Here is a 20,653-nt window from a genome sequence, read left to right as displayed (position 1 = left end):
CGGTATAACAATTTCGCCATCGAAACCACCACCGTCTCATTCCGAGGAAGATTGTAATCACCTAGGCTCAGGCTCCATATCAAAAACATTTAAATCAGCGGCCTGGATATATTTATTATAATAATAATGACGACGCCCAACGTAGCCTTCAATTTTAATAGCACTATTGCTCGTGCATTCCCATTCCGAAGTAATATCTCTTATTTCTTGAGGCGTTAAAATTGATGATTCAAGAATAAATTGACATAAACCTTTATCAGAAACTTTTCTTAAATCAATTGGGGGAACCCTACGATCGACAAGATTTTCCGATCCAAAAAATATGTGATCACCAACACCCACCAAATAAGTATAAAAATTGCGACTTACTGAATATGCTTCAGATAGCAGCCAATTTTTTAATTCGCGAGAGCCAAGTAAATAACCATAATCTTCAAATCCAAACATTCTCTTTTGAATAATTTTTGCAACAATCGATACGGAAATTAATGTCGCAAACACCTCTTTCTCGCGAATTAATGAATCCTTTACCTTTTGTAATCTTTGTGTAACAGGAGCTCCGACTAGCTCATCTATGGGTATCAACTCATACACACTATCAACTTTAAAATCAATCTTGAACCTATCTCGTAAAAAAACTATTACATTCCACCAAAACATTTCCTCATCTATTGAAATACTTTTTTCATTTTCAATATCAGAATAATTGCAGCTATTCCCAATCCTCTTTTTCAAAAAAATCGGTGTCACCTCGCAATCTGGAAAAGGCCAATCCCTTTGTGGCGACATAGCTATACGCTCTGGATTCAAAGATGGCTCATATGGTATGAATTCTACCTGGAGCAACCGCTTATCATGCACGTGACAATTGCGATAATCGCAACTGTGCCAATAGAAGCGGACGTAAGCATATTCCTTCCAACATTCAGAACAAATCCAGTGGGTGTGATATTTTTTTTTAATAAGTAAACCAATTTCTAGATTTAGCTCTGACTCATGAAACGACTTGTTGAGGATAAATTCTAATGCAACTTTGCACTCATACCACACCGAAAGTTTTTTCGCGACATGCAAACGCTCATCACAGAAGTAGTGCTTAGCCAACTCTTTGTAATGAATACGGAGTAAGTCTATTAAACGACTTCCGCTGTCAAACCCATTCCAATAGGCTAATCGAAAAATATAATCAGGGAGACTCTCATCATTGAATTTATCCCCTCGATATAGAAGCTTCAAAAATCCCCCATAAATTAAGCTACATTATTAACAACGTATAGTTTATTACTTTTCGAGACTCCGAATTCTATATACTCAGCATCAATAATTGCATTCTTATTTGCTCTGTATCCAAAATGGAAATCAGAATGCGTAACGAGCTCTCTAAGAACCAATCGCTCGACAGGCAACAAAAACGGATTGCATTCGTCGATTACACCATAGCTTTTTATAATATCAGCAAAGAGATTATTACCCACTTTCTCTCCAGTCATTTTTTGTTGAATAAATGCATCTTGAATTAATTTTAAGGTGAGTTTTAAGTTCCCGCTGGTAGCGCTGAAAAATCTAAAAGCTGTAGAAACTTCTTCAAGTTTAATGCTCTCTGTGAACCCGTATGCACTCGAGACAAAATGAAGAAGTCTGCGATAATCATCCCTTGATTTATTGTCACTTATTTTGTATGGCGGTATAGTATGGCGATGTGAAATGCGCGTAGACAATTGACTATTTGACTCTACCAAATATGTGCTCCATGGCATCCCCATAAATACAATTGGTATTTTCGACTCTTCAATCAGGTCTTTAAATAAATCAGCAATTCCGCTAATTATCTTTGCACTACGTCTTTCAAAGACCACTTGAATTTCATCGATAATAATTAGTTCAACCCCGGTTGATTTCAGCAAAGTAACCAGCCTTGTAAGAAGTTTACGCTGGTCAGTATCTCCCTCTCCCATCTGTGGATCATCAAGTTCTACTAATATTGACTTTAATAGGTACTCAGCCTTAGACACAGAAATGACTTTGAAGTAAAAGACTGGGATATATGTCCGCTGAGATTGCTCAATTACTGGATTTTTTTTCAAAAAAAATTTGGCCAGCCCGCTTTTACCGCTACCTGACTCCCCCGTAATTAGTGCACACGATTGAACGTTGAAGTTTGTTTTTTTATAACGCAACGTATCAAAAAGCTTGAGCATCTCCATTGTGAACGGATTTTTAATGAAGGGGTGTTCAATATAAGCACTGCTCATTACTCAGCACTCCAACCGTCCAAATCCAGTTCAATGGATTCAGCATCAAAATTAACTGCTTTCTTCGTATTGTCAGCCACCAACCTAATATTATTTACCCCTATTTTTTCCGATCTTGCCGCACCTGATGTTGTTACCTGTGTTTTTCTTCTCGAATTTCTGGAATGCAGTTCATCACGCTGCCTTGCCAACTTCACTCTCGTCTGCTGAAGAGGTAGGCTTTCCATCTTAGATTTAACTATTTCCTTTGCAGCAGATCTAATTTTTCTATGCTCAAACAAAGATAGTCCAGATGCATATGCAAAATTTTCACAATCTACCTTTATATATACATTGTTCAACCTGTCTAGTATCAGTATGTACCCTATATCAAAAGGGTTGTATTTTACTGTTACAGCTCCCGGCCCATCCCTTCGATAAATATCTTTGAGTATTGCCGAATTATAGTCCAAGGAAAAAATTCTAATGCCGTCTTTACTTAAATTCCGCTCTTCTTTCGCCATTAGAATTTGGGTTAACTCAGCTTCATCTTCAATTGCAATTGGAAAAATTCCTGCTGATTGCTCCCACAGCTCATTAGGCGTCATGCCTTTCGATTCAATCGGAAGATTGTGATAAACTCCAGTTAGCCAATTTACGAAATAGGCCTTGAACTCTCCAAAGGTCATCTTCGCTTCCTGCCTAGCATCGTATTCTTCACCACTCTTCCCAAGCTTGCGAACTACCCCAGGTAAGTCATCAAGCACCATCGAGTTCACCCGCAAAAAAAAGCGCTCCACTCGACTTTTGTAGTTTCCTTTCCTAATTGGGCAATATTGCAAGTTTGATCCAAGCTCATCCAATACACCAATAAATGCATCACCCCAAAATTCACTACCGTTATCGGCTACAATTGTTGAAGGTATTCCGTGAGCAGGCCAGCGAGATTCACACCCCAAATTACTCATAAATTCTTCTTTGGGAAGAAATGCATTTAGGCAAGCCATTGAGACAGATGCAAACGAAGGTTTTTCAAATGAAATCTGAAACCCGAGAACCATGTGCGAGTAGTGATCGATGAGAACTGTTAGGCTTGGACGCCCAAGTAGTGACTTGAGATCATCATGAATTACATGTATATCAAGTAACGTATGGTCAATTTCGACTCGTTCTAACACCCTTGTAGTTTCAATTCCACTGTTTGCTCCCGATAGTTCTGCTTTAAACTCTCTACCTTTCCTTCCTTTCTGCCTACTTTTATAGTCCCGATCAAGTACTCTAGATTGGACTGTTTTGTAAGTTGGCACACGTAGAACATCGTTAGGGTTTTGGAGATTATGCGCGATGACTTTCTCTTCAACATTTCGAAAGATCGAAGCCATAGTTGGTTGGTTGACTTTGTAGTATCTCTTAGACTCTTGATTGATAATATCTAAGACTCTTGGATCTATTTTTGGGTCTCTAGATCCTTTAAGACGATGCTTTGGGTAGAGGCCTCGCATTTTTCGACCCGAATCAACATAATTTTTGTACCAACCTCTTACTGACTGCCAATGTGGAGCCTTTTCCCCAAGCTCCATTGCGATTTTATTAACTACGTCCTCAGAGGATTTTTCCGTAATTTTGCTTATTCCACTTTCCTGCAGGGCTTTTATGTAGCGATACTTTCTATTCGTTTCTCTCTGCTCATTTTCAGTAAGATCAAAAAATGTTAGATCACCAAAATCACGTGACTCTGCCAGAAATTTAACTCGACCTTGGCTAGATGCTTCTTCCAATTCCTTTCTTGGATATTTTAATACAGTCCCTTTTTTAATATCCGCCAGGACAATTTCATTTTTTGTGGAATGCCTTACGATTGCTCTCAGACAAGGCTCACCACCTTTGAACTCGACTATTACACCTTCGACCCAAAGCTCAATTGACATGAAATTCCACCAGCGTATTTACAGTTAGTTTTTCGGATTCGATATCAAAAACAAGGTATCCCAAAGCTAACCAGGTATATATCTCTCTTAAGTTCGCTTTTCCTTCTAGACTTTTAATCAATGCTCCCAACGATAGGGAAGTACTGATACTTTCAGAGCACCGATAGAGTTTACTCAGATCTAGCGTCGGGCGTTTTTTGAATTGATAGAGCTTCTGGAAATTAGAAATTAACGGTTCTTTCTCGATATCGAGCTCATTAACCACCAAAAAACCAATATTGGTATTTACAAGTGATTCTTTGAACCGAATAAAAAGGCTCTGAAAACTATCTAATTCTGCATTTTTTTGCGGTTTGACTTCGATGTATTTTTGAGCACCGCAAAAGTAACGGACGTAAAAATCCGGCGTGTATGTATTTTCCTCAAAACCATTAGAAACGGTAAACGTTCGCGGTTGAGGAAAATATGTTTCTACGTTGGGGTCAAATTCTAGGTGGTAGCAGTACAGAGCTTCTAAGCAAGACTCTACCAAGATGGTCTTCCCGCCATTTGCCTTTGTGGGCGTAAAACGATTGATATTCTTAACAGATGATTTCTTGAGCTTGCGGGCGGGAATATTCATATTTCGTCGTACTCTGAGCATCCTTGCCCAGATTATACGGTCCGCTTATAGCTTTCCCCCACAAATTTTATAAGCTTTCCCTGCAAACTTATAAGATTTCGGTAAAATCCGCATTTTTAACTGATCTCGGCGAGGTTACCTTTGCTTTCCAACCATTGCTTGCGGTCTCCCGCGCGTTTCTTCGCCAGCAACATATCCAGCAGTTGATTGCTGTCGTCACCGGCGTCGATATACAGCTGCACCAGGCGACGGGTGTTCGGGTCCATGGTGGTTTCCCGCAGTTGCAGCGGGTTCATTTCACCGAGGCCCTTGAAGCGGGTGACCTGGATCTTGCCTTTCTTTTTCTCGGCGGAAATGCGATCGAGGATTCCCTGGCGTTCGGCGTCGTCCAGCGCGTAGTAAACGTCCTTGCCGATGTCGATGCGGAACAGCGGCGGCATGGCGACGTACACATGGCCATTGGTGACCAGCGGGCGGAAGTGACGCAGGAACAGCGCGCACAGCAAGGTGGCGATGTGCAGGCCGTCGGAGTCGGCGTCGGCGAGAATGCAGACTTTGTTGTAGCGCAGACCTTCGAGATTGTCGCTGCCGGGATCCACCCCCAAAGCAACGGCGATGTCGTGAACCTCCTGGCTCGCGAGGATCTCGTTGGAGTCCACTTCCCAGGTATTCAGGATTTTTCCGCGCAACGGCATGATGGCCTGGAATTCGCGGTCCCGCGCCTGTTTGGCGGAGCCACCGGCGGAGTCCCCTTCCACCAGGAAGAGTTCCGAGCGGCTGGCATCGCCGCTGGAGCAGTCGGCGAGCTTGCCCGGCAGCGCCGGCCCCTGGGTGACTTTTTTGCGCGCGACTTTTTTCGCCGAGCGCAGGCGTTTCTGCGCATTGCTGATACACAGCTCGGCGAGCTTGTCGCCCTCCTCAGTGTGCTGGTTGAGCCACAGGCCGAAGGCGTCTTTCGCCACGCCGGAAATAAATGCGGTGGCCTCGCGGGAGCTCAGGCGCTCCTTGGTCTGGCCGGAAAACTGCGGGTCGGCGAGCTTGGCGGAGAGCACATAAGAACACTGGTTCCAGATATCTTCCGGCCCGAGTTTCACACCGCGCGGCAGCAGGTTGCGGATTTCGCAGTACTCGCGCATGGCGTCCAGCAGGCCCGCGCGCAGGCCATTCACATGAGTGCCGCCTTGGGCGGTGGGGATCAGGTTGACGTAGGATTCCGCGGTGACTTCACCTCCCTCCGGCAGCCACTGCACTGCCCAGTCGGCGGCCTCGCTGGTGGCGGCGAAGCTTCCCACAAACGGTTCCGCCGGCAGCACTTCCCAGCCCTGGTTGGCGGCGGCGAGATAGTCCTTGAGGCCGTCTTCGTAGTACCACTGGTCGGACTCGCCGTCCTGCTCATTGATGAAGGTGACGCTGAGGCCCGGGCAAAGCACCGCCTTGGCGCGCAGCAGGTGGCGCAGGCGCGGCACGGAAAACTTGAAGGAGTCGAAGTACTGCGGGTCCGGCAAAAAACGCACGCTGGTACCGGTGGCGCGCTTGCCGCACTCGCCGATGACTTCCAGATCGGATGCCTTGTCGCCATTCTGGAAACCGATGCGGTGCACCTGGCCGTCCCGCTGGATGGTGACTTCCAGCACCTTCGACAGCGCGTTCACCACCGAGATGCCCACACCGTGCAGGCCGCCGGAAAACTGGTAGTTTTTATTGGAGAATTTGCCCCCCGCGTGCAGGGTGGACAGGATCACTTCCACCCCCGGGCGGCCCTGTTCCGGGTGGATATCCACCGGCATGCCGCGGCCGTCGTCGCTGACGGTGATGGAGTGGTCCTTGTGCAGCACCACTTCGATTTTTTTGGCGTGGCCGGCGAGGGCTTCGTCGACGCTGTTGTCGATGACTTCCTGGGCCAGGTGGTTGGGACGGGTGGTGTCGGTGTACATGCCCGGGCGTTTTTTCACCGGGTCGAGCCCCGTCAATACCTCAATGTCTTCTGCGGAGTAATTGGCCATAGAGTTTTTATTCGCCGTACTGCTTTGTGGTGTTCAGTTCTTGGGGAAACAGGAAATCTACCAGTGCCTCGGTGTAGCGGGCAAATCCCTGGAAACTGTGATCGCCGCCATCTTCGATAGTCTGTTGCTGACTGCGGTAGAACTGCTCGGCATCGCGGCAGTCGAGGGTTTCATCGCCGCGCTGGGCCAGCAGCCAGTAGCGCCCCTGCAAGTCGGCTGGAACCGAGGCTTCCAGCCTGCGCATGTCTTCCACATCCGCGGGGCGCAGACGATAGGTCTGCATCTCGCCACTGTAGGGCTTCAAGTCCTGATTTACATAACCCGGGATGAAACGGGAAGGCTCAACCGCGGGGTTGATCACCACGGCGGGCAATCCATGCTGTTCCGCCAACCAGGTGCACCAGAAGCCCCCCATGGAGCTGCCCACAAGGCCAATGGGACCGCGGTGGTTGATGCGGAAATCCCGCAGCATCTGCCCCAGCGCCATCGCCGCTTCTCCGGGATAGGGCGAGATCATCGGTGCATAGAATACGATGTCTGGGCGCAACTGTTGCAGCCAGTCTTTCAGCAGCTGGCATTTGTAGGACTGCGGGGATGACAGGAAGCCGTGCAAATAGATCAGCAGCGGGCGTTCGCGGTTCGAGTGTTGTGGTGCTTGCATGGACGGGGATTATAGCGGGGCCGCCGGCAGATGCACCGGCAGCCTTGCGCTATTTGCGTTTGCTGGCTCGAACAACTAGCGCAGGGATTCATCCAGGCTGCCAAACGCGCGGCGCAGATCCACTTTCATATCGTGCCAGAAGGTAACGCTGGTGAAGCGGTCCATACGGCCGGCGAGCCCGAGGCCGGCGAAATTGTCGCCGATATCGCGGCGGTCGCTGAAGCGCATCACCGCGTTGCCGCTGTTGTCCTGCAGTTCACCGGACAACACGCCGTAGGCGCTCTTGTCGGTGTAGACGCGCCACAGCCAGGGCTGTGGGTCGAGCGGTGCACCGAGGGCGAAACGGCTCAGATCCAACTGCAGGACGTAGTCGGCTTCGGACTTGTCCGCCACCAACTGGCTCTGCCGCGGTGCGAGGAAGCGCTCACTCAAAGTTTCCCCCATGAGTTCCTGCAGCCGCGCCAGATCCTTCTCGCTCAGCTCGTAATCTTCCGCGCGCAATGGCGAACCCGGGTTAGTGTGGCGTTTGTTGTAGGCGACGCCAACCGGCTCGAGGTAAACCTTGGCGCCGCTCAGGTCGAAGGCATAGGCCGCGCTGACGCTGTCGAGGCCGGTCTGGCGCGGCAGCAGGCCGTCTTTGGCATCCTCCGGGCTGATCGCGGACTGCTGGGCACAGCCGGCCAGTAGCACGAACGAAAGAAGCAGTGGAGACAGCAGTTTGTTATGGATTGTGTGCATGGTGACCTCACTTCCTGTTTCCGGGAGTTAAACGCGCGGCCATTAGACAACCCGGCCGCGTTCCAAATCCGGTACCACACATTCGCGGATTCGGATGCCATTCTACAAGTAAAGAACAGGCCGGGAAGTCATGAAAGTCAGGCGGACACGATGATTCGACGAACGGTCACCCGGCAACCCGGGAAACGGTCCGACGCTCGGTTCTCAGTAGCCGGAAGATGCCAGATCGACGCTGTACTCAGCGACAGTGACCCGCTCGACGCCGGTCTCGTAGCTGCCATCGTCCCGCAATTCGAACCAGCGGTAGCCGGGCATCTCGCTGTCGACCGCAAATGGGCCGCTGCCGGGAGTGAACTGCACCGAGGTGGAGGGCGTGGCGTGCAGACCGACATGCCCCAGCTCGTCGTCGAACTGCTGGTGCACATGCCCCCAGCACACGGCGCGGACATTGTCAGCGCGCTGGATCAGGTCGACGAACGACTCGCGCCCCTCTTTCAACATATGGCCGTCGATCCAGTGGCTGCCGACAGGCACCGGCTGGTGGTGCATCATCAGCAGGACCGGGTGCGCGCGATGGGCCTCGATCAGCTGCGCCACACGCGCCAGTTCCGCCTCGCTGAGCCCGCCGCAGATATTTCCGGGCACGCTGGTATCCAGTAACAGCAGGCGCCAGTTGCCGAGCGCCACCAGCTCCGGGCGGCGTTTCGGCGCTATCTCGTCCATACGCTGGGGGTTGTCGTGATTGCCCGGCAGCCAGTACCAGGGGCAGGCAACCGGTTGCATCTTGTGCAGGAAACGGCGATAGGCGGCTTCAGCGCCGTTGGCGGAAACATCGCCGGTCACCACCATAAGCTCCGGTTGCGAGGGAGCGGCGGCAATGGCAGCGAGAACCTCGTCCAGCGTGTGGCCGGTATCCAGGCCCAGCAACTGGTAATCCGGCCGACCGCCAATATGGGGGTCAGTAATCTGGATCAGCCGGTTTGCCGGTTGTACTGCCTCGATCTTCACTTTCTCACCTTGCCGAAACATCCGTGTTATCTTTGCGATGCCCGGCGTGTACTCAGCGTCGCCGGTCACCAAAGGTGAGCTCGACGTCGACGCGACCATTCGCCAGACAGTGGGCCAGCCATTCACTCAGGTAGCGATTGACCTGTTGCCGCTCGTCCTCATTGTGCATGGCCGAATTGGGATAGCTGAAGTTCAGTCCATCGCCACCTACCGGCCCCTGGCCATCCACCGCCACTACCTCGGCCATGCGTGCGTCGTGGTACAGGCGAACAGTGATGGGCGGCGGCCGCAGCCAGTTGCGGCCCCGGCTGCCGGGCTCCGCAGACGCCTGCAGACTGACCTCGGTGGTGTACCGGCTGCGCTCAAGCACCGCGACCTCCAGGAAACCGCCGGGTACCTGATAGCGCCAGCACTGATTGCTCGCGAGTTCTGGCATCAGCTTGCACAGACGCAGGTAGTTGGCATCGCAGTCGGCGTGATAATTGGACAAGTCAACTCGGTAGCGCGCTTTGGCGCCGCCCCCCGTTTCTTTATTCACACCGGTGCGGGCCTGAACCGCAGTCTTGTTGCGGTCTGTGCCAGCGGGTACCGCCATTATCGACACTCCTGTTCTGTCCGCGCCGTGATTGATCTCTCAAATTGTCCGCGATTCGACGAAATCGCGCTTCCAACCTGCGAATTGTAGGGCCCCAAAGGGCTATTGACGCAAATCTGCCTGCTGTCAAACAGCCCGGAAAGAATATCATCCGCCCAAGCGGTCGCGATTCAGTTGCAGCCACTGCAGGCTGATGATACTGGCCGCGTTGTCGATGGCGGCATCACCGCTGTTGACCGCGTCGAGAACCACCTGCAGAGGGAAAACCCGCAGGCGGATATCTTCATGTTCGTGGGCGAGACCGAAATACCCTTCGATACCGCGCAGATCCGCGCAGGCGCAGAATAGATACATGCGCTCGCAGGCGCCGCCGGGACTCGGCAGGTAACTGCGGATGAAGTGCAGGCCCTGCACCTCGAGTCCAGCCTCTTCCTGCAGTTCGCGGCGGGCGACGTCCTCAATGGATTCACCCTCCTCCACCATACCCGCCACGACTTCCAGACACCAGGGTCCGGCTTCGCGCTCCAGTGCGCCAATGCGAAACTGCTCAATCAACGCCACCAGCTGGTGTTGCGGATCGTATAGCAACACCCCCACCGCGTTGCCGCGCACGAAGAGTTCGCGCTCCATCTCTCCCCCCCAGCCACCGCGATAGAGGCGGTGCCGCAGGCGCAGCTTGTGCATTTTGAAGAAGCCGTCGTACACCGTTTTGCGGGAGATGATATCCACTGCGCCGCGGGTGAACGGCGGTTTCAGGTCCGGTTTATCGCTCATGGAAATCCTTGCAGGGGCGGCCCTTTACCGGGATCAGTCGTAGCCGACGTCGTTGTACGGCGGGAAGCGCGCGAGAATCATGGCCGCCTCTTCGCGCAGGCGAAACATCTGCTGCTCCGGGGATTCGTAGCGCGTGGCAGTGGACGGCATGCTGCCGCGCCACAGCGGCGCCTCTTCCGGCGACAGCACGTCGATGATCAGGGTATTTTCGCGGTATTCACGCACCCGCAGCGGTGCGCGCCAGCCGAAACCGAAGTAGCGGTAGCCGCCGTAGATACTGAACGGGTCTTCGTATACCGCCACCTTGTCGGCACTGAACAGCTGCACGCGCACCAGGAAATCCGCCGCATCGCGGCTGGCGGCGGGGGTGTATGTGCCTCTCAGCATTTCGTCGACGGCCTGGCTGGCGCGCTTGCTCTCAAAAGGGGAAACCGGGCCGTTGGCGAGGGTATCCAGCAGATGGTAGCTGCGGAGGTTGGCAAATTTAAAGCCGGGATCGTAATCGACCGCGACCGGATTGGGGGCGGCACAGCCGCCGAGCCCCGCGGCCAGTAACAGGCCGAGAAAGGCGACGGAAAAGAATCTGAGCAGTGAAGCCATGTGTACTCCCGCTGATGCGTTGAGAGAACGGCGTCCCTGCCGATCCGTTTTTGAAAATGTTCTCGCACGAACTGTATCAGGCCGCCGGCGGCAAGTCCCTGAGCAGTTCGCCAACGGCATTGTTGAGAATGCGCTGGCGCTCGCTCCTGTCCTCCGGGCGCACAATCAGTTTGGTGGCGCTACCACCCCAAATGGGCATGCCGTGCTGGGGGCCAATACCGACCGACAGGGTCACTCGCGGTGCGCCACTGCGGTCGGGCAGCTCCACCACGCCGCGCTGGGCGTTGCTGTCGAACTGCGCATCCCAGCTGGTGTTATTGTCCTCGCTGGCAAACTCCTCCTCGACAATCGATATCTGGTAGTCCACCACCATCTGCGCATTGTCGGTGCCCTGCACCTGACGGTAGCCGCGCGACTGCATCAGCGCGCCGACCACCTGGCGCAGCTCACTGTCCAGCTCTACCAATTGCGCCGGGGCGCCGGATTCGGCGCTGAGCGCCTCGGTGCCCCAGGCGTAAGTCTGGAAACTGACCGGCGCACTGCGCGATTCGATACGGTCTATCTGTGTGGGCGTGCCGCAGCCGGCGAGGCCGAGGGACAAGACAACCCCCGCCAACAGACTGGTGGCTGTCAGCCCGGTATTTGAATTGCGCATCCGTTCTCCCTTTCTATGTGTACTTGCTCGAAGCGACGAACCTGACGGATCCCGAAACCGCGGGTGACGAATCACTGACAGGCTTCTGGATTTATTTGAAACTTTCTTCCAGCGCCGGGTAAAGCTCAATTTTCGGGCTCCACAGCAGCCAGTCATTTTCCGGCTTGCCATACAGTGGATAGTGGCTGCCGGATTCCACTTCAAGCCCCATCTCCGCATTGTTCGGTGTGGCGAAGGCGATACCGCCGGCAAGCAGCGCCTGGGCGGATTCCGTGTGCACGTCGAGCCCGGTCATCACCCCGAAATTCACGTCCACCCCGCTGGCATTCCAGAACTTCGAGTGTTCCCGCACCAGGGTGCGGAACTGCGGCTCAATATAAACATAGATGTAAACCCGGTCCGCCAGTTCCCCCAACTGGTAGCCGGTCACCTGCCCCACCTGCACCTGGCGGTAGTAGACCGGACTGCCACGCTTGAGGGAGCCTCGCCGCGGTGCGTCCAGAATCAGCGCCAGCCCCGGCATCATCATGGTGTCCGCCAGATCCGGTTCCGGCTTCGCGGCCAGCGCGACGAATTCCGTTTGCGGTTCACCGCCGGCGCCGGGTTCCAGCTCCAGGAAAGGCCCGGTGACCAGAGTATCCAGATGATCGACACCGCCGAGCCCGATTTTCGGCCCCACCACCCACATCCGCGTACCACTGCGGGCAAAGCGCTCTGCGCGCCGATAGAGTCGCGCGCGGGCGCGCACACCGTCCAGATTCAGATTGAGCCGCATGGCGGTGATTTCCCCCACCTGAATGCCGCGGTAGCGCAGCGGCGCCCCCACCTTGAGCCCTTCGTCACCGGTGAGGTCAATGTAGATATTGATACCCTCCTCCATGGCCTCGTCGCGGCTGCCATACAACGGGAAACTGTCTCCGCTGACCGCCTGCCCGGCGCTCTTACTGTCGTGGGGGCCGCTGCCAAAGGCAATGCCACCGCGCACCATCGACAATAGAGAATCCGTCTCCACTTCGATGCCCTTGAGGCTGGCGCTGGCGCGCAGGCCGCTTACATTCCAGAAGCGACTTTCATTGTTCACCAAGTGGGCGTAGGGCGGGTCGATGACCACGTACACCTCAACGCCCGAACCATCTCCCTTCAATGCCATGCCCTGCACGCGCCCCACCTCCATCTGCCGGTAGTAGAGCGAGGCGCCGCGCTGTAGCGACCCGGTATTGCGCGCGGTGAGTGTCAGGTGCAGCCCCGGCACCCTTGGATCCCGCGGCGGCGGCGACGCGTGGGCATCAAACTCCCGTACCGAGCGCTGCCCCCGGCGCAGGTCCACCTCAATACGGTTGCCCTTGAGTAAATCGTTGACCCCGGAGGTGAAATCGAGTGTTGGCGGCGCCAGCCAGAACTGGGTGTTTTCACTCAACAGGTCGTCGGTAATGGGGTCCATCAGAACCTTCACCGACATGCCGTCAATATTCTTGTTGGCTTCGACGCTGCTCACTTCCCCAACCTGGATGCCCTGATATATCACCTGGGTGGAACCCTCGGAAAGGCTGACCCCGCGATCAAAGTTGAGGGTGATGGGAATACCGGCATCCGCCTCGGCAAAACTCTTGTACAGCTTGAATTCGTTGCCATCCACCGCCAGTGGTGAATTCTGTTGGGAATCGGGGGTATAGAAGCTCACGCCGCCGGCAATCAGCGAGGCGAGAGACTCCAGCTCCACATTGACGCCACTGATTCCGCCCTGAATCGACACGCCGGATGCATTCCAGAAACGGCTGCCCCGATGCACCAGATGCGCGTATTCACGGCGGATGAACAGATTGATCTCCACCTCACTGGCGTCTTCCGCCAGGCGGTAATTTTCTACCTGCCCCACCTCCAGCTGGCGGTAGTACACCGGGGACCCCCGGCTGAGAGAGGCCAGACGCGCGGACTTGAGAGTGATTCGCAGACCGTCGCCGCGTACATAGGCGGGAGGCTCAGCCACCGCGACGAAGTGCCTCTGCGGCGGACCGCTGCCCGGCTCTACCGCAATGTAGTTACCGGAAACCAGCGTCTCCAGGCCGCGCACCCCGGTGAGGGAAACTTCCGGCCTGACCACCCAGAATTTGGTGTCTTTCGTCAGCAGATAACCGGCACTGCGGTTGAAGGTAACTTCCGCCAGCACCCCATCCTGGCCGTTCAGTTCCTTGGCGTTTGGCACAAGCCTGAAATCGTTGACCACGCCGATTTCCACGCCGGAGTATTTCACCGACGTCTTTCCTTTCACCAGGCCATCGCCGCTGGAAAACAGGATGGTGGCGCGGATATCGCCTTGGGTGAAATCCTTGTACAACAGCCACACAGCGATCAGGGCCGCGATCAACGGCAGTAGCCACACCAGCGAAAGGCCGCGACTGCGGCGCGCCACACCTTCCGGCTGGGTATCGTATTCGACCTGAGGATCGCTCATTCGCGCTCCTCATCCCGGGCTTTGCTGTCGACTGCCGCCATTTTTTCTTCGTAAATATCCCAGATCAAACGCGGATCAAATGCCCGCACCGCAAACATGGTGACCACCACGACGGTGGCAAATGCCGTACTGCCTGCGCCCGCGGCCACCTCGGCGATGGCTCCCATATCCACCAACGCCACCAGTATGGAAATCATGAACAGATCCAGTAGCGACCAGCGGCCAATGGCATTCACCACCCGGTAAATCCGCATTGCCTGGCGCGGCGCCACGTCCAGGCGCCACTGCACGATCAGGCACAGGATCACCAGCCCCACCAGTTTCATTACCGGTACCGCGACACTCGCCACAAACACGATCAGAGCAATACCCCACAGACCGTTCTGATACAGCTCCAGCGTGCCGCCGACAATGGTGCTCGGCTCGCCCGCGCCCAGGTAGATCACCGTCATGACCGGCAGGATATTCGCCGGAATCAGCAGCAGCGCGCCGGTGATGGTGAGCGCCCAGGTGAGCATGATGCTGCCCTCCACCCGTCCGTGCATGCGCGCGCCACAGCGCGGACAGAGACAGGAGAGGGTATTGCGCTTTTCCGGCGCCTTCACCAGCAGGCGACAGCCGAGGCAGGTCCAGAATCCCTGAGACAGGGCGCGCGCCGGTCGGTTCATTGTGCTGCCTTCCTATCTTTGTCTCCGCCGCCGGTCGCTGCCGCGCGCCGCGCCAACCTCGCCCACACGGTTTCCGCATCGAACGACACGGTGGCCGCGCTGGAAATCACCATCATCGCAACAAAACAATAGAGCCCCGGCTCCACCGTCATCTTGCCGAGATCCGACATTTTCACCAGCGCCACCAGAATGCCGAGCATGTAAACATCCAACATGCCCCACTCCTGCAGGTGGTGATACCAGCGCAACGCGCGCGCCACCGGCTTTGCCAGCGAGGCCCAGCCGCTACCCCAGCAGATAAAAGCAAGCAGCAGAAATTTGCCGAGCGGTGCCAGCACACTGCAGAACAGTACGATCGACGCGAGCCATATATAACCGGCGGCAAACAGTGCCTGCACGCCATTCAGCAGAGTGTTTTCGGCGCCGAAGGAAAACAGGGAAAACTCCAGCAACGGCAGGGTTGCAGAGGGAATAAACAGCAGCAGTCCACTCAGGCTCAGAGCCGCGGTATGGGCAACACTGCGCTCCATATTGCGATGCAGCGTGGCCCCGCAGCGCGGGCACAGCAGCCGCTGCCCCACCGGCGCATGGGCGCGGGTAAGCAACAGATCGCACTGGTGACAGGCGCGCTGCCAGACGCGGGACTGCCCGGCATCTAATAGCTGCGGCCTGTACTGCTGTGCGTCTTGCCCGGAGTCCTGCTCCATGTCCCGCCAACTTCCTGCTCGTTAGAATATTTCGCCGCGGCCGCACCAGGACTGCATCCGCCAGCGGTCGATACCGCGTCACAAAGGTCGGGAAATGCCCAGGCGTGCCGGTCAGAGGTTGATTTTGGTTACTGGACGCACATTCGCGTCAGCTTAACGAAGATATACCAATTTGCCCCGACCGTCGCCTCGACGCTCCTGCGGCCGGAGGGTACACTCTCGCGACCGCAGGCCCGGACTCCGTCTTGAATCCATGTATTCAGCGGAATAACAACACCGCCCCGGGCCAAGCCAGCGACGCCTTCAGAGCACATTACAGACTGGCTCCACTCCTTATAACAAGGAAAGCGGGGTTTACAGGAAAGCCCGGGGCAGAATCCATTGCTACCGGAAACTTGAAGACCGCAGCTGTCACAGGAAATCAACAGTAATGACAAGAAGTGCAAAAGGGCGCCTCGCTCACCAATTTGGCCGCCCGCTCAAATCTCTGCTCGCCGCCGCTGTCATCGGCCTGGGTACCGGTCTCGGCGCGGTACAGGCCCAGGCAGATACCCTGTGGGAAGTGTACCTGCAGGCGCTCGACAACGACCCGCAGCTGGCCGCCGACCGCGCCGCCTACCGCGCCGGCCTTGAAGCGAAAAACCTCGGCCGCTCTGCGCTGTTGCCGCAGATCAATGCCTCCGCGGAAAGAAGAAGGACCGAAACCGATTTTGAGTCCAGAGGCGTACAGTTCGACAATGCTCTGGGGGTGTTGGAATCTATCCAGTCCGGTGATAGCAAGGTCGATACCACCTCCTACGGTGCGCGCCTTGATCAGGCGCTGTTCGATCTGCCCGCATGGTTCGGCTACAAACAGGGCAAAACCGTCAGCGAGCAGGCCACCGCCGAATTCAGCGCCAACCAGCAGGACATGATGCTCCGCGTTGCCAGCGCCTACTTTGACGTGCTGCGCGCCCACGATGTACTGGAAGCAGCCCGCGCCGAGGAAGAAGCCCTGGCCAAACAGCTGGAGCAGACCCAGCAGCGTTTCGAAGTGGGCCTGAGCGCGATTACCGACGTGTACGACTCCCGTTCCGCTTACGACAGTGCCGTGGCACGCCGACTCACCGCGCAGGATGACCTGCTGAGCCGGTTTGACGCGCTGTCCGTACTGACCGGTACACACCACGACGTGGTGGCACCGCTGCAACCGAGCTTTGCGGTCGCCGCGCCGAACCCCGCGGACCGCGCCGCCTGGGTCGACTTCGCACTGACCAACAATTACACGCTGAAGGCCGCGCGCCTGTCCGCTGATGCCGCCCGCTACGGCGCCCGCGCCGCAGCCGCCGAACACCTGCCCACCCTGGGCGGCTCCATCATTTATCAGAATGACGAGGACGAGGGGGACCGCAATACCACCACGCGGGTGCCCATTCTGGATGAAACCTTCCGCACCACCATTCCCGCGGACGGCAGCACCGAAGTTACTGTCGCAGCCATTACCCTCAACATGCCGCTCTATACCGGCGGCCGCCTCAGCGCCAGCCGCCGCGAGGCGCGCAACCTGGCATTCCAGGCGGAAGACCTGCGCAACCTGACCGAGCGCAATACCATCCAGAACACCCGCACCCTGCACCGCGCTGTCACTACCGACACCGCGCGTGTGGAGGCGCGCGAACAGGCGGTGGTTTCCGCCAAAAGTGCACTGGATGCCACCCAGGCCGGTTACGAGGTAGGCACCCGCAATATCGTCGACGTGCTGCTGGCCCAGCGCACCCTGGCACAGTCCCAGACCGATTACGCCAATGCACTGTACGACTACATCCTCAACACCCTGAACCTGAAGCTGGTGGCGGGGCTGTTGGGACCAGCGGATCTGCAACAACTGGATGCGAGCCTGAACCCGGCGATGCCGGTGTCCCGCGCACATATCCTCGACAGCGGTGCCGCGCCCCTCAGCAAATAAGGTAGGCAAATCAGAATACCCGCGCAGAAATCAAAGGCCGGCACTGTTATAGTGCCGGCCTTTTTTATGGGCTGACTACAATGTCGGGACATCCATTGCGAAATCCGGGGATGTACGTCCGCCACACCCACTGGCTAACTGCGGTCTGACTCAATCCATGAAGTATCTGATCACTGGCAATGCGGGCTTTATCGGCTTTCATGTGGCGAACACCCTGATGGCGCGGGGAGATGCCGTCGTGGGCATCGACAATGTCAACGGCTACTACGATACGGCCCTGAAGGAGGATCGGCTGCGCGCGCTGGACATCACCGCCCAGCAAAGCGGTGCCGAATACGCGTTTGTGCGCGCCAATATCGCCGATCGCGCTGCCCTCGACCGCTGCTTTGAACAACACCGTTTCGACCGTGTGATCCACCTCGCCGCCCAGGCCGGAGTGCGCCACTCCATCGACCACCCGGAAGACTATGTCGAGAGCAATCTGGTGGGGTTCTCCAACCTGCTGGAAACCTGTCGCCAGGCCGCCATCCCGCACCTGACCTACGCCAGCACCAGCAGCGTATACGGCGGCAATACCCGCATGCCATTCAGCGAGGATCACGGCGCCGACCACCCGCTGCAGTTCTACGCCGCCACCAAGCGGGCCAACGAGCTGATGGCCCACAGTTACAGCCACCTGTTCCGCCTGCCCACCACCGGACTGCGCTTCTTTACCGTGTATGGCCCCTGGGGACGCCCGGATATGGCGCTGTTCAAGTTCACCCGTCTGATTCTCGAGGGCAAGCCAATCCCGGTGTTCAATCGGGGTCACCACAGCCGGGATTTCACCTATATCGATGACATAGTGCAGGGTGTGATCCAGTCCAGTGACCAGATCGCGAGCCCGGACGCCGACTGGTCCGGAGACGCCCCGACCCCCTCTACCAGCAGCGCGCCCTACCGTATTTTCAATATTGGCAACGGCGACCCGGCGCAGCTGTCGGACTATATTGACGCACTGGAAGACGCGCTGGGGAGAAAGGCGATTCGCGAACTGCTGCCAATGCAGCCGGGGGACATTCCGGATACCCACGCGGACACCCGCAGACTGCAACAGGCCACCGGCTACAAACCCGACACCAGCGTGCGCGAGGGGGTGCGGAAATTCGTGGACTGGTACCGGGAGTACTATTCGGTGTGACCACTATCCTGGCTGATTTTCAGGCTGGTCAATCGCGGCGCGATAGGCACGCTCCAGCGCCTGCCAGTTGTCTTCCGCAACGTGGAATTCGGGACACCGCTTCTGCAGCTTGCAGAGGGAGCGGCGCAGACGCGCCACATTGGCATTGGCATCCTGGCGGGACAGAGCGCGGCGGATGGCGCCCTTGTCGAAGTCAATCAGGTAAAAATCGCCGCTGCCAGTCAACAGGATATTGCTGGCGTTCAGATCGGCGTGATACACATTTTTGTGGTGAAAATGGGCTATTAGCGCGCCCAGTTTTGCCCACGTTGCATTATCCAGCGGCCTTTCGCACAGTATTTCCGTCAGGGTGCGCGAATCGGGAATCCGCTCGGTAATCAGTGCGCCCCGGTAGGCCAGCGGCGGCACACTCACACAGCGCGCCGCCACCGGGCGCGGCACCGGCAGACCCAGCTCGCGCATGGCCCGCAGCATATTGAATTCCCGCCAGACGCGGGTGTTGGACAGAGGGCTGTACAGGTAGGTCTTTTCCACCAGACGTCCGACCAGTCCGCCGCGGTGATACTGTTTGAACACCAGCTCCCGGCCGCGGTACGCGAACATGACCGCCTTACCCCGCTCCACCAGCGCACAGAGGCTGTTGGCCGCAAGCCAATCGCAATGGAACAGCTTTTCGCAGCCGGCATCCACCACTTCATCGTCGTAGATCACCCGGGCGAGCTTGCTTGTGAACTGCCGATACCCCACGGAATATTTACCCTAATTTTGCCGTCATCCTGCTTTTATATTGCAACCCGGTTCCGTCTCAGGTCTTATTTTGGAAACAAAAGTCCTACGCATTCTACCGCTGTCCGCGCCAGCCCCCAATAGCGCGCCCGTCCCGATCAGCCGAACAGCCCGCGTAGTTTGCGCTCCAGACGGTCCAGCAGTTTTAACCAGCCGGCGCCTTGCATGGGGTCGTAAGCCCAGGGCGTTTTCAACTCGCCACGGGTCGTTTTGAGCCAATCTTCCGCCACTGGCAGACGCACGGGATCCGCCTGCTTCAGCGCCTGCACTTCGCTATCCGGCATAATCTGCAGCGGATACAGGCCGCAGCGGCGCGACCACTCCCCAAAGCGCAGCGCCAGCGACTTCTGCTTGCCGCGGTAGGCGCGCCCATTGGGCAGCCACATGGAAAAGGGCGCGCGCATGCGCGCCATGCGGCAGAACAGCTGTGCCGCCTTGCGGTTGTTTACCGACTCCCCCACCTCAAAGCGCCACTCCACCTGCCGCAAACGCTTGGGGTCGGCAATCAGCAGCGCGGAAAACCAGGTGCCGGTGGAGCGCTTCTGTGGATACCAGAACCAGTAGCCGCGCTCGCGGTCAAAGCGAAAATCCCGATCGGCTTTTTTGCGCAGGGAAAAGCCGCGCACAAAGGCCGGCGAAACAAAACCGAGATCCGGCTGCTGCTCGAAGCTCCGGCGCAGGTCCTGCACATCTTCATCGGACAGTGCGCGCACCATCTGGGTGTCGTCCTGCAGGAAGCACATCAACTGGTCGTCTGCGGCCATCTCAAACGCGGCCTGCATATTCGCGTAGAGGCCACCGAGTTTGTGGCCGGAGTCCGCGGTCTTGTCGATGACCTCATGGCGCCTGGCAATGTCCGCCAGTATCCGGCGGGTCTCCGGATCGTTGCTGCCGTCGTCGATCACCGTCAACCTGCACTGCGGCGCGCAGGCCTCAATGGAGCGGACGCAGTTCTCCAGAAACGGGCCACGATTGAAGGAAAAAACAAAAATATGCATGGGCTCTCGGCTTACACAGTGCAGTTTGCTGGGCCGGCGCAGCATACCAAAAGCTGCCTGCCACTGCCGTGACTTATCGCTCCCAGCCACAACTGCACCGCC

General features: G+C 56.3%; 19 protein-coding genes. 2 read left to right on the top strand and 17 right to left on the bottom strand.

From position 1 onward, the window contains the following. Positions 1-57: 57 nt before the first annotated feature. The 15 genes from GNX18_RS16785 to GNX18_RS16715 all read right to left on the bottom strand — a co-directional run bounded on the left by GNX18_RS16785 (position 58) and on the right by GNX18_RS16715 (position 15,642). Positions 58-1,236 carry a hypothetical protein gene (locus GNX18_RS16785; RefSeq protein WP_166219561.1) on the bottom strand — a complete coding sequence of 393 codons (1,179 nt, stop codon included), beginning with the start codon at positions 1,234-1,236 and terminating at the stop codon, positions 58-60. 14 nt (positions 1,237-1,250) lie between these two features. After that, positions 1,251-2,252 carry a TniB family NTP-binding protein gene (locus tag GNX18_RS16780; RefSeq protein ID WP_166219559.1) on the bottom strand — a complete coding sequence of 334 codons (1,002 nt, stop codon included), beginning with the start codon at positions 2,250-2,252 and terminating at the stop codon, positions 1,251-1,253. Then, on the bottom strand, positions 2,252-4,159 hold the full coding sequence (locus GNX18_RS16775) for a Mu transposase C-terminal domain-containing protein (protein ID WP_166219557.1): 1,908 nt from the start codon (positions 4,157-4,159) through the stop codon (positions 2,252-2,254). Before GNX18_RS16775 ends, GNX18_RS16780 begins: the two co-directional genes overlap by 1 nt. Beyond that, positions 4,149-4,781 (bottom strand): TnsA endonuclease N-terminal domain-containing protein, encoded by a 633-nt coding sequence (locus GNX18_RS16770; protein ID WP_166219555.1) that lies wholly within the window; start codon positions 4,779-4,781, stop codon positions 4,149-4,151. Before GNX18_RS16770 ends, GNX18_RS16775 begins: the two co-directional genes overlap by 11 nt. Positions 4,782-4,897: 116 nt before the next feature. Beyond that, positions 4,898-6,784, bottom strand: coding sequence for a DNA topoisomerase IV subunit B (gene parE / locus GNX18_RS16765; protein ID WP_166219553.1), 1,887 nt, complete (start codon positions 6,782-6,784; stop codon positions 4,898-4,900). Positions 6,785-6,791: 7 nt separating this feature from the next. Further along, entirely contained in the window at positions 6,792-7,445 is a 654-nt protein-coding gene (locus tag GNX18_RS16760; RefSeq protein ID WP_166219551.1) for a YqiA/YcfP family alpha/beta fold hydrolase, read from the bottom strand. A gap of 75 nt (positions 7,446-7,520) precedes the next feature. Continuing rightward, the gene (locus tag GNX18_RS16755) at positions 7,521-8,183 is read right to left on the bottom strand and encodes a hypothetical protein (protein ID WP_166219549.1); all 663 of its coding nucleotides are present in this window, start codon (positions 8,181-8,183) and stop codon (positions 7,521-7,523) included. A 204-nt stretch (positions 8,184-8,387) separates the two neighbouring features. Further along, positions 8,388-9,212, bottom strand: coding sequence for a phosphodiesterase (locus tag GNX18_RS16750; RefSeq protein ID WP_138235636.1), 825 nt, complete (start codon positions 9,210-9,212; stop codon positions 8,388-8,390). A 31-nt stretch (positions 9,213-9,243) separates the two neighbouring features. Then, the gene (locus GNX18_RS16745; protein ID WP_166219547.1) at positions 9,244-9,786 is read right to left on the bottom strand and encodes a DUF1249 domain-containing protein; all 543 of its coding nucleotides are present in this window, start codon (positions 9,784-9,786) and stop codon (positions 9,244-9,246) included. Positions 9,787-9,933: 147 nt separating this feature from the next. Beyond that, a complete protein-coding gene (locus GNX18_RS16740) occupies positions 9,934-10,560 on the bottom strand; it encodes an NUDIX domain-containing protein (protein WP_166219545.1) in 627 nt (208 codons plus the stop codon). A 33-nt stretch (positions 10,561-10,593) separates the two neighbouring features. Continuing rightward, the gene (locus GNX18_RS16735; protein ID WP_166219543.1) at positions 10,594-11,160 is read right to left on the bottom strand and encodes a DUF4136 domain-containing protein; all 567 of its coding nucleotides are present in this window, start codon (positions 11,158-11,160) and stop codon (positions 10,594-10,596) included. 76 nt (positions 11,161-11,236) lie between these two features. After that, positions 11,237-11,815 (bottom strand): DUF4136 domain-containing protein, encoded by a 579-nt coding sequence (locus GNX18_RS16730; RefSeq protein WP_166219541.1) that lies wholly within the window; start codon positions 11,813-11,815, stop codon positions 11,237-11,239. Between the two features lie 91 nt (positions 11,816-11,906). Further along, positions 11,907-14,267 (bottom strand): PqiB family protein, encoded by a 2,361-nt coding sequence (locus GNX18_RS16725; RefSeq protein WP_166219539.1) that lies wholly within the window; start codon positions 14,265-14,267, stop codon positions 11,907-11,909. Beyond that, positions 14,264-14,935 carry a paraquat-inducible protein A gene (locus GNX18_RS16720; protein WP_240914053.1) on the bottom strand — a complete coding sequence of 224 codons (672 nt, stop codon included), beginning with the start codon at positions 14,933-14,935 and terminating at the stop codon, positions 14,264-14,266. The genes GNX18_RS16725 and GNX18_RS16720 overlap by 4 nt, the downstream gene beginning before the upstream one ends. Further along, positions 14,932-15,642 (bottom strand): paraquat-inducible protein A, encoded by a 711-nt coding sequence (locus GNX18_RS16715; RefSeq protein ID WP_166219537.1) that lies wholly within the window; start codon positions 15,640-15,642, stop codon positions 14,932-14,934. The genes GNX18_RS16720 and GNX18_RS16715 overlap by 4 nt, the downstream gene beginning before the upstream one ends. 430 nt (positions 15,643-16,072) lie before the next feature. Between GNX18_RS16715 and GNX18_RS16710 the strand changes: the two genes are divergently transcribed. Together GNX18_RS16710 and GNX18_RS16705 are read left to right on the top strand one after the other, a co-directional pair. Then, the gene (locus tag GNX18_RS16710) at positions 16,073-17,587 is read left to right on the top strand and encodes a TolC family outer membrane protein (protein ID WP_166219535.1); all 1,515 of its coding nucleotides are present in this window, start codon (positions 16,073-16,075) and stop codon (positions 17,585-17,587) included. Between the two features lie 157 nt (positions 17,588-17,744). Further along, positions 17,745-18,767, top strand: a complete 1,023-nt coding sequence (locus GNX18_RS16705; RefSeq protein WP_166219533.1) for an NAD-dependent epimerase — start codon at positions 17,745-17,747, stop codon at positions 18,765-18,767. A gap of 3 nt (positions 18,768-18,770) precedes the next feature. Here GNX18_RS16705 and GNX18_RS16700 read toward each other — a convergent pair whose 3' ends face one another. Further along, positions 18,771-19,514 carry a 3-deoxy-D-manno-octulosonic acid kinase gene (locus tag GNX18_RS16700; RefSeq protein WP_166219531.1) on the bottom strand — a complete coding sequence of 248 codons (744 nt, stop codon included), beginning with the start codon at positions 19,512-19,514 and terminating at the stop codon, positions 18,771-18,773. A 137-nt stretch (positions 19,515-19,651) separates the two neighbouring features. Then, positions 19,652-20,551 carry a glycosyltransferase gene (locus tag GNX18_RS16695; protein ID WP_166219529.1) on the bottom strand — a complete coding sequence of 300 codons (900 nt, stop codon included), beginning with the start codon at positions 20,549-20,551 and terminating at the stop codon, positions 19,652-19,654. Positions 20,552-20,653: the final 102 nt, after the last annotated feature.

This window comes from Microbulbifer sp. SH-1, from assembly GCF_011326135.1.
GTDB classification, from domain to species: Bacteria; Pseudomonadota; Gammaproteobacteria; order Pseudomonadales; family Cellvibrionaceae; genus Microbulbifer; species Microbulbifer harenosus.
This window is presented reverse-complemented; position numbering and strand designations above follow the sequence as displayed.